General features: G+C 63.2%; 1 pseudogene. It reads left to right on the forward strand.

The window, feature by feature from the left end:
* Positions 1–242, forward strand: a pseudogene (locus ACQP6G_RS20935) (carbohydrate ABC transporter permease); the annotation flags it as partial.

The raw sequence follows: 242 nt of genomic DNA on the forward strand, positions 1-242 counted from the left end.
GCCAAGCGGCGCAAGGGGGTCCGGTCGGTCGGGTTCCACGCCTTCATGGTCATCTGCACGATCGTGGTGCTCTACCCGGCGGCGTGGATGCTCATGTCCTCGTTCAAGCCGTCGAACGAGATCATCGGGAACATCAGCCTGTGGTCGGACAACCTGTCCCTGTCCAACTTCGCCACCGCGTTGTCCGGGATCGGCGGGGTCGGGTTCTGGACCTTCTTCGGCAACTCGATGATCCTGGCCGT

Origin of the sequence: Isoptericola nanjingensis (assembly GCF_050311635.1) — a bacterium.
Lineage (GTDB): Bacteria > Actinomycetota > Actinomycetes > Actinomycetales > Cellulomonadaceae > Isoptericola > Isoptericola nanjingensis.